The following is an 8,035-nucleotide window of genomic DNA, read 5'->3' as shown; positions in this document are numbered from 1 at the left end:
GGCCATATGTACGACATGGCTGCACGCCGACGAGCACTCGATCTGCACGCCTCCGGGCTGACCTTCAGCCAGGTGCCCGGGGGCCAGCCGGGCGGCCAGCGCGGCGGGCGTGGGGGCGTCCGCCAGGTCGGGCAGGGTCAGCCGGACGCCGAACCCGGCGTGCACCCGGGCCAGCAGCCGCTCGGCGGCGGGCCGGTCGCCGCCCAGGTCGTAGAAGCCCGCCGCGGGGTCGACCGACTCCCGGCCGAGCACCTCCGCGAACAGTCGGCACAGGACCTCGGCCGCTTCCGGCCGCTGCTCGGATCTGTGCGTCTGCTGGACCCCGGACATGTGACTCTCTCCCTCGTGCGGCTGGCCCCCGCGGTGGCGGGAGCGGCGAGCTGGGTTGACCTCGGGGCGGTCGGCCCGGTGGTCGGCGGAGCGATGTTGCGGTCGTTTCGCGGTGCTGGGGTGTGCTTTTCGTGACGTCCGTACGGCACACGGGTGCGCGGGTGCGGTGCGGTGCGCGGTGCGCGGGTGCGGGCGGCGCGGGTGCGGGGACGCGCCGGTGCTGTTCGATGCACGCGCGTAGACGTCGGACGCGGGACGGCGCCGGCGGCGTGCCGGAGCGGCCGCGCGGCGGTGGGGTGCTGCGGTGGTGGACGTGGTGCGGCGGTGCGGGGCCGTCGGGTCCCGCCGGTGCGGTGGGCTCCGCGGTGGCGGGTGGGACGGCGCGGGCGAGCGGCCCGGTGAGGGGCGGCCCGGGCGCGGTGCGGCGCGGGGCGGGCGGTGGTCCGCCGGGTGCGGAGCGCCGAGGTGGGGGTGGCCGGGTGAGCGGCCGCTCGGCGAGGCCCCGTACGGAGGCCGGGTGGCGTCCGGGGGGCCGACGGCCCGACGGCGGTGACCGGTGCGCGGTGGGCGCGGGCGGCCCGGGTCAGTGCCCGGTGGCCGGGGTCACTGCTCGGACAGCTGCGCGATCAGGCTCTTCGGCCGCAGGTCCTGCCAGTTCTGCTCGACGTAGTCGAGGCAGTCCTGCCGTCCGGCGGCGCCGAACACCTGCTGCCAGCCGGCGGGCACCGGGCTGAAGGCCGGCCACAGCGAGTGCTGGCCTTCGTCGTTCACCAGGACGAGGTAGCTGGCCTCGGGGTCCTCGAACGGGTTCGCCATCGTCGGTTCCTCTCTGTTCGGTTCCGGATCGGAGCAGTGCGAAAAGGGGAGGAGCGGGGTGAGCGGGCGGAGCCGTGGCTCACGGCCCCCAGCCGGAGTCCTTGCCGAGGGCGGCGTGGAAGGCGGCGTCGTGGGCGGTGACGCCGTGGGCGGTGAGGGAGAGCGTGGACGACTGCGGCCGGGCGTGGAGCCGGAGGCTCGGCACGGTGGCCGGTGGAACGGTGCGCATCCCGGGCATCTTGTGGACGCGAACGGCAAGGCTTGGCATCGCGAATTCCTCTTCCTGAGGAGGGCGGTCTGCCCTCTTCGCTCTGACAACGCATCCTGCCGAAGGCCCAAACGTGCGTGGAAGCTCTGACTGTGATCGTGAACACGCAATGCGGGAACCGGAAGCCTGGTCAGATCGTGTCAAATGCAGACAGACATGATCCAAGTCCCACCCGGTTCTGTCAGATCAGTGGTGGGATCCCCCGGTGGGGGACTCCGGTGACCCGGGCGGACATCGCAGCGCGGGATCGGGCACCCCGGCGCCGCGCCGGGAGCCCCGGCGCAGCTCCTCCCGGACGACGGGCCAGTCCTCGGCCCACGACGGGCCCGGCCCGGTCGGCGACTCCAGGGCGAGCGTCGCCAGATAGGCGCGCTTGAGCGCGGCGCGTTCGTCCTGCACCCGGCCCGCCGACTGCTCGATCCGGCGCAGCCGGGCGTGCAACCGCTCCAGCGCGCCCCCGCCCGTCAGCAGCCGCCGCGCCTCGGGGCCGAAACGGAAGCCGGGGGCCAGCAGCGGCCAGGCCGACCGCCACACCCGGAACACCTCGCGGTGGCTCGGCCCCCACTCCCGCTCGGCCCGGGACAGCCGCTCCAGCGCGGCGGCCTCGGACGGCGCCGTACAGGTCTCGCGCAGCGCCCGGGAGAGCGCACCCCAGTCCTCGCCCGGCGCGTGCCGCAGCGCCGCGTGCAGCAGATGGGCCACCGAACCGTGCACCACGGTGCGCGGCCACCGCTCCGCCGCCGCCTCGGCGAGCACCGCGCCGGTGCCGCCCACCAGCACCCAGACGTCCCGCACCCCGCGCTCGGCGAGCCCGGCCAGCACCCGCGGCCACTGCTCCCCGTCCGCGGCCGGCCACAGGCCCAGCACCTCGCGCCGGCCCTCGACGGAGACCCCGAGCGCCAGGTGCACCAGCGGCCCGCCCGAACGCCCGCTGCGCACCGAGTCGACGAAGACCACCGGGTAGACCGGGTCGAGCCGCCGCGCGCGCCGCTCGGCGAGCTCGTCCAGCACCTGGTCGGTGATGGCCGATACGGTCTCCCGGCTGAGCTCCACGCCGTACACCTCGGCCAGGTGCGCCACCAGCTCGCCCGAGCTCAGGCCGCGCGCCGTCAGCGAGATCACCAGCCGGTCGAGCCCGGGCAGCCGCCGGGCCCGGGGGAGGACGGCCTTGGGCGTGAAGCTGCCCTCGCGGTCCCGGGGCACCCGCACCTCGACCGGGCCGATCTCGGTGAGCAGCCGTCTGGCCCGGGCGCCGTTGCGGCCGTTGGTTCCGGAGCCGGTTCCGGTGCCGGAGCTGGTGCCGGAACCGCGCAGGTGCTCCTGGAGTTCGAGCTCCAGGGCGCCCTCGATCAGCTGCTTGGCGAAGGCCTGGAGGATCCCGCCGTCGCCCAGCAGCCGGACCGCGCCGGAGCCGACCTGCGCGGCGGCGGCCTCCGCCAACTGTCGTACCAGGCGCTGGTCCACCAGGCCGGCGAGGGCGGCGGGCGGTGCCGCCGGGTCGGAGTCAGCTCGCAACTGGGGGTGCCTTCCGTCTGTAGGCCGTTCCGTGCACCGATCGCCCGCCCCGGGCGCCCGACGGGACGCCAGGTGCGATGCGCCGACGATCCCCCGGTCACCGCTGCCGGGTGCGGTCGGTCGCGACCGTCACCGTCGGCTCCCCCGCTTGCGTGCACGGCCGACTACTGTCAGCCGATGATTTCCGCGCCCTTTGGGCGTACACTCACGGCTGTCGGAGCCCGGGGGGCGGCTTCCGAACGGCAGTCACTCCCATCTTGCCGGTTCGGATGCCTGGCGGTAGCCGGTACGGGCATTCGTGAAGGCGCAATGCCGAAGCCGGAAGGATGCCCAGATGTGCCCAACCCAGGACAACTGCGCGGAAACGGGTGCACCCCAGCTCTGCGACCGGGGCATCGAGTTCTACCGCACGGCGCTGGCCGACGGGGAGGCGACCGGCGACGCCCCCGAGTGCCTGATCGCGATGGGGCTGCTGCGCCCGCTGCCCGGCCCCGGCGAGCGGCTGGCCCCCGTCCCGCCCGACATCGCCGTCACCGGGTTAGCCAGGCCGATCGAACTCGCCGTCCTGGCGCACCAGGAGCGGCTCGCCGCGCTGCACACCTCCTTCCACACCGCCGAGCACGCCTACCGCGACGTCATGCGGCAGGCCAAGCTGCCGATCCGGGTGCTGACCGGCGAGGAGATCAACCTCGCGCTGGAGAAGGCCGTCGCCGCCTGCTCCGAGGAACTGCTCACCGCCCAGCCGGGCGGCGGACGCGGCCCCGACCAACTCGCCGACGCGCTCCCGCGCGACCTCGCCCTGGCCGGCCGCGGTGTGCGCCAACGCACCCTCTACCAGCACACCGTGCGCTCGCACGGGCCGACGCTGGCCTACATCGAGCAGGTCACCGCCCAGGGCGCCCAGGTGCGCACCCTGAACGAGGTCTTCGACCGGGTGATCATCTGCGACCGCTCCACCGCCTTCATCCCGGCCGGCGCCGACCGGGAGGCCGCGGCGATGCTCATCGAACTCCCGCCGCTGGTCGAGTACCTGCTCAAGATCTTCGAGCTGATGTGGGAGCGCGCCGAGCCTGTCACCTACCAGAACGGCCACCACCGCCCCCGGCTGCTCACCGCCCGCACCCGCCAGAACGTCCTGCGCCTGATGGTCAACGGCTACACCGACGAGGCCATCGCCTCCCGCCTCGGCATGAGCACCCGCACCGTCTCCAGCCACATCCAGAAGGCCAGCGAACTCCTCGGCAGCCGCAGCCGCGGCCACCTCGGCTACATCATCGCCCGCCAGGGCGTCCTCGACGAACCCCTCGACGAGCTCTGACGGGCCCCGCGCCCGTCGCCGCGAGCGTGACCGGCCGTCCCTGCCCTTCCACGCCTCGTCCGGCGCGGCGCTCCGGGCTCCGCCGGAGGTCTTGGCGCGGTGCTCGTGCAGGGGTCCGGCACGCGGCCGCGCCGTCGTACGGCCGCGCGGCGGTCGGGTGGTGCGGCCGTCCGGCGCTGCGGTGACACGGCCGGGCCGGGGGACGAACGGCGCTGGGCCGCCGAGGTGAACGTGGCTTCCGGCGGCCGGGGTGAACCCGGGGCCGACCGAGGGGGATCGGCGGGGTGCGGTGTGGTGGGGGCCCTTATGACAACGGCATTGACGTGTGGCGGTGCCGCCGGTTTCATGGCTCGCACTTCCCGCCCGCGTCACCCCCCACGACCGGGGCGGGTTCCCCCTCACCCGCGCACCCCCACGAGCAAGGCGGTGATCCGTTGGCATCGACGGTGAAGGACACGGGCGGCGGCCCGAGAGCGGACGCGCGACACGCCGGCGTCGAGATGCGGCAGTCGATCGGTCTGCTGGACGGAGTGGCGATCGCCGCCTCCAGCACGGCCGCCACCAGCAGCATCGGGATCGGTCTGGGCCTGATGGCCGGGGTGGTCGGCCTGCACCTGCCGGCGATCATGCTGCTGGCCTTCCTGCCGGTGCTCGCCATCGCCGGCGGGTACGGGCGGCTGAACGCCGTCGAGCCGGACGCGGGCAGCAGCTACCGCTGGGTCGGTCGCACCCTCAGCCCCTGGCTGGGCTTCCTGACCGGCTGGGTGAACACCGTGGGGACGATCGTCTTCATGGCGTACACCACGACCGTCACCGGCTCCTCGGTCATCCAACTGCTCGACCAGGCCCACCTGCGCAGCGTCGCCGGGCTGCGGCTCGACGCCGACTCGACCGTCCAGTGCACCCTGCTCGGCCTGGTGGTGCTGGTGGGCGCCGCCCTGGTCGCGGTGCGCGGGCTGGATCTGGCGGCCCGGCTGCAGAAGGCGCTGCTGGTCTTCGAGTACGCCGTGCTGCTCGGCTTCTGCGGCTACGGGCTGTTCGCCGGCGACCAGCCGTTCTCGCTCCAGTGGTACAACCCCTTCGACATCCCCTCCTTCGACGCGGTCGCCCAGGGCATGGTGCTGGCGGTGTTCTGCTACTGGGGCTTCGAGTCGGTGTTCAGCGTCGGCGAGGAGGTCCGCGACCCGCGGGACGCCTCCCGGGGCGGTTTGATCGCCCTGGTGGTGATGCTGGCGTTGTTCCTGCTCGCCGGTACGGCCTTCCAACGGGTGCTGCCGCTCGGCGAGTTGGCCGACAACGGCGCCCACGGGCTGACCTACTTCGGCACCAAGCTGGCCCAACAGCCGCTGGCCGCGCTGCCGTTGATCGCACTGATGTTCTCCGCGGTGGCCTCGCTGCAGTCCTCGGTGATCCCGACCGCGCGCGGGATGTACGCGATGGGCCGCGACCGGGTGCTCGGCCCGGTCTGGACCAGGCTGCACCCCCGGCACGCCACGCCCGCCGTCGGCACCCTGCTGATCACCGGTGTCGCGGTCGCCCTCGCGCTGGCCTCGATCGCCATCCCGACCGTCAACGACCTGATCTCGGCGGCGGTCAACGCGATCGGCATCGTCGTCGCGCTCTACTACGCGCTGACCGCCGTCGCGGCCGCCGTCCGGTTCCGCGGGCTGCTGCGCACCAGCCCGCTGGAGGGGCTGCGCGCGGTGGTCGGGCCGCTGATCGGCGCGGCGGCCCTGCTCGCCGTCGGCGGCTACCTCGCCTGGACCTTCTACGACTCCACGGACCACTTCGAACTCTCCGCCGACAACGGGTGGTTCGAGCTGTCCGTGGTGATCATGATGATCGTCAGCGGGCTGCCGGCGGCGGCCTGGGCCCGCTGGCGGCGGCGCTCGCCGTACTTCCGACGGGCGGACGCGGCGACCGAGTAGCCCGTACGGCCCACACCCGTACGGCCCACACCCGTACGGCCCACGCCCGGGCGCCACGCGCGCCCGGGCACGGCCTTCGACAGGGCACCACGCGCGACCATGCGCAGCAAGGCACCACCACGCGAGAACGGAGCACCACCCATGACCCAGGCCGATCTGGTCTTCACCCACGGCCCCGTCCACACCGGCGACGCGGCCCGCACCCGGGCGAGCGGTCTGGCGGTCGTCGGCGAGCGGATCGCCGCCGTCGGGCACGACGAGGTCCGTGAGCTGATCGGGCCGGGGACGGAGGTCGTCGACCTCACCGGCAAGCTGCTGCTGCCCGGCTTCCAGGACGCGCACGTCCACGCGGTGTTCGGCGGCGCCGAGCTGGCGTCCTGCGACCTCACCGGGACGGTCGGCGTCACCGACTACCTGGCGCGCGTCCGGGCGTACGCCGAGGCCAACCCGGAGCAGGAGTGGATCACCGGCAGCGGGTGGTCGATGGAGAGCTTCGAGGGCGGCCTGCCCACCCGGCAGCTGCTCGACTCGGTCGTCCCGGACCGGCCGGTGTACCTGACCAACCGGGACCACCACGGCGCCTGGGCCAACACCCGGGCGCTGGAACTCGCCGGAGTCACCGCGGACACCCCCGACCCGGCCGACGGCCGGATCGAGCGCGAGGCCGACGGCACCCCCGGCGGCACGCTCCAGGAGGGCGCCACCGCCCTGGTCGCCCGGCTGCTGCCGCCCTCCACCGCCGCCGACCGGCTGGACGGGCTGCTGCGCGCCCAGCGGCTGCTGCACTCGCTCGGCATCACCGGCTGGCAGGACGCGCTGCTCGGCGAGTTCAACGGCCAGCCGGACCCGTCCGACGCCTACCTCGCCGCCGCCCGCTCCGGCGCGCTGACCGCCCGGGTGACGGGCGCGCTGTGGTGGCAGCGGGAGCTCGGCGCCGAGCAGATCCCCGAACTCGTGCGGCGGCGCGCGGAGCTGAGCCACGGACGGTTCCGGGCCGGCTCGGTGAAGATCATGCAGGACGGCATCGCGGAGAACTTCACCGCCGCGATGACCAGCCCGTACCTGGACGGCTGCGGCTGCGCCACCGCCAACTCCGGCCTCAGCTTCGTCGACCCGGCGGCGCTGCGCGGGTACGTCACCGCCCTGGACGCGCTCGACTTCCAGGTGCACTTCCACGCGCTCGGCGACCGGGCCGTACGCGAGGCGCTGGACGCCGTCGAGGCCGCCCGCACCGCCAACGGCCGGCGCGGCACCCGGCACCACCTCGCCCACCTCCAGGTGGTCCACCCGGACGACCTCCCGCGCTTCGCCCGGCTCGGCGCCGTCGCCAACATCCAGCCGCTCTGGGCCGCGCACGAGCCGCAGATGGACGAGCTGACCATCCCCTTCCTCGGGCCGGAGCGGGCCGCCTGGCAGTACCCGTTCGGCGCCCTCCAGCGGGCCGGCGCCACCCTGGCGGCGGGCAGCGACTGGCCGGTGAGCAGCCCGGACCCGCTGGCGGGGCTGCACGTGGCGGTCAACCGGATGGAGCCGGGGGCCACCGACGGGCGGGTCTTCCTGCCCGAGCAGCGGCTCGACCTGGGTTCGGCGATCGCCGCGTACACGGCCGGCAGTGCCCACCTGAACGGTCACGAGGACGCCGGGGTGCTGGCGGCCGGGCACCTCGCGGACCTGGTGGTGCTCGACCGGGACATCCTCACCGGCCCGCCGGAGGAGATCGCCGCGGCGCGGGTGGAGCGCACCTACGTCGGCGGCAAGCTGGTGCACCTGGCGGACTGACCCGGCGGGGACGGCGCGCGCCCGGGCGCCCAGCTCGGACTTGGCCTTGTCGAGGCCACGGGCGGCGGAGTCGTTGAACGA

At 74.5% G+C, this 8,035-nt stretch carries 6 protein-coding genes and 1 pseudogene; 3 read left to right on the top strand and 4 right to left on the bottom strand.

The genetic code is table 11. From position 1 onward, the window contains the following. The 4 genes and pseudogenes from ACWD4P_RS37275 to ACWD4P_RS37260 form a co-directional block, all read right to left on the bottom strand. Nucleotides 1-330: acyl carrier protein (locus ACWD4P_RS37275; protein WP_449782700.1), on the bottom strand; the 330-nt coding region annotated here is incomplete at its 3' end. Nucleotides 331-933: 603 nt separating this feature from the next. Then, on the bottom strand, nucleotides 934-1,146 hold the full coding sequence (locus ACWD4P_RS37270; protein WP_359829922.1) for an MbtH family protein: 213 nt from the start codon (nucleotides 1,144-1,146) through the stop codon (nucleotides 934-936). A 79-nt stretch (nucleotides 1,147-1,225) separates the two neighbouring features. Then, nucleotides 1,226-1,375, bottom strand: a complete 150-nt coding sequence (locus ACWD4P_RS37265; RefSeq protein ID WP_449782699.1) for a hypothetical protein — start codon at nucleotides 1,373-1,375, stop codon at nucleotides 1,226-1,228. Between the two features lie 309 nt (nucleotides 1,376-1,684). After that, a pseudogene (locus ACWD4P_RS37260) lies at nucleotides 1,685-2,929 on the bottom strand (IS256 family transposase); the annotation flags it as partial. Nucleotides 2,930-3,263: 334 nt separating this feature from the next. Here ACWD4P_RS37260 and ACWD4P_RS37255 point away from each other — a divergent pair. The 3 genes from ACWD4P_RS37255 (at nucleotide 3,264) to ACWD4P_RS37245 (ending at nucleotide 7,954) form a co-directional block, all read left to right on the top strand. After that, complete coding sequence (locus tag ACWD4P_RS37255) at nucleotides 3,264-4,247, top strand: helix-turn-helix transcriptional regulator (RefSeq protein WP_359829916.1); 984 nt, start codon at nucleotides 3,264-3,266, stop codon at nucleotides 4,245-4,247. 500 nt (nucleotides 4,248-4,747) lie between these two features. Further along, on the top strand, nucleotides 4,748-6,175 hold the full coding sequence (locus ACWD4P_RS37250; protein WP_449782701.1) for an APC family permease: 1,428 nt from the start codon (nucleotides 4,748-4,750) through the stop codon (nucleotides 6,173-6,175). A 141-nt stretch (nucleotides 6,176-6,316) separates the two neighbouring features. Next, on the top strand, nucleotides 6,317-7,954 hold the full coding sequence (locus tag ACWD4P_RS37245) for an amidohydrolase (protein WP_449782698.1): 1,638 nt from the start codon (nucleotides 6,317-6,319) through the stop codon (nucleotides 7,952-7,954). The last annotated feature ends 81 nt before the right edge of the window (nucleotides 7,955-8,035 follow it).

The organism is Kitasatospora sp. NPDC002543 (genome assembly GCF_053594915.1).
This window is presented reverse-complemented; position numbering and strand designations above follow the sequence as displayed.

What these genes read in the sequence shown, in the direction of transcription:
- ACWD4P_RS37265 (WP_449782699.1), bottom strand. Translation starts at nt 1,375, where the DNA reads ATGCGCACCGTTCCACCGGCCACCGTGCCGAGCCTCCGGCTCCACGCC.
- ACWD4P_RS37270 (WP_359829922.1), bottom strand. Translation starts at nt 1,146, where the DNA reads ATGGCGAACCCGTTCGAGGACCCCGAGGCCAGCTACCTCGTCCTGGTG.
- ACWD4P_RS37255 (WP_359829916.1), top strand. Translation starts at nt 3,264, where the DNA reads ATGTGCCCAACCCAGGACAACTGCGCGGAAACGGGTGCACCCCAGCTC.
- ACWD4P_RS37250 (WP_449782701.1), top strand. Translation starts at nt 4,748, where the DNA reads ATGCGGCAGTCGATCGGTCTGCTGGACGGAGTGGCGATCGCCGCCTCC.
- ACWD4P_RS37245 (WP_449782698.1), top strand. Translation starts at nt 6,317, where the DNA reads ATGACCCAGGCCGATCTGGTCTTCACCCACGGCCCCGTCCACACCGGC.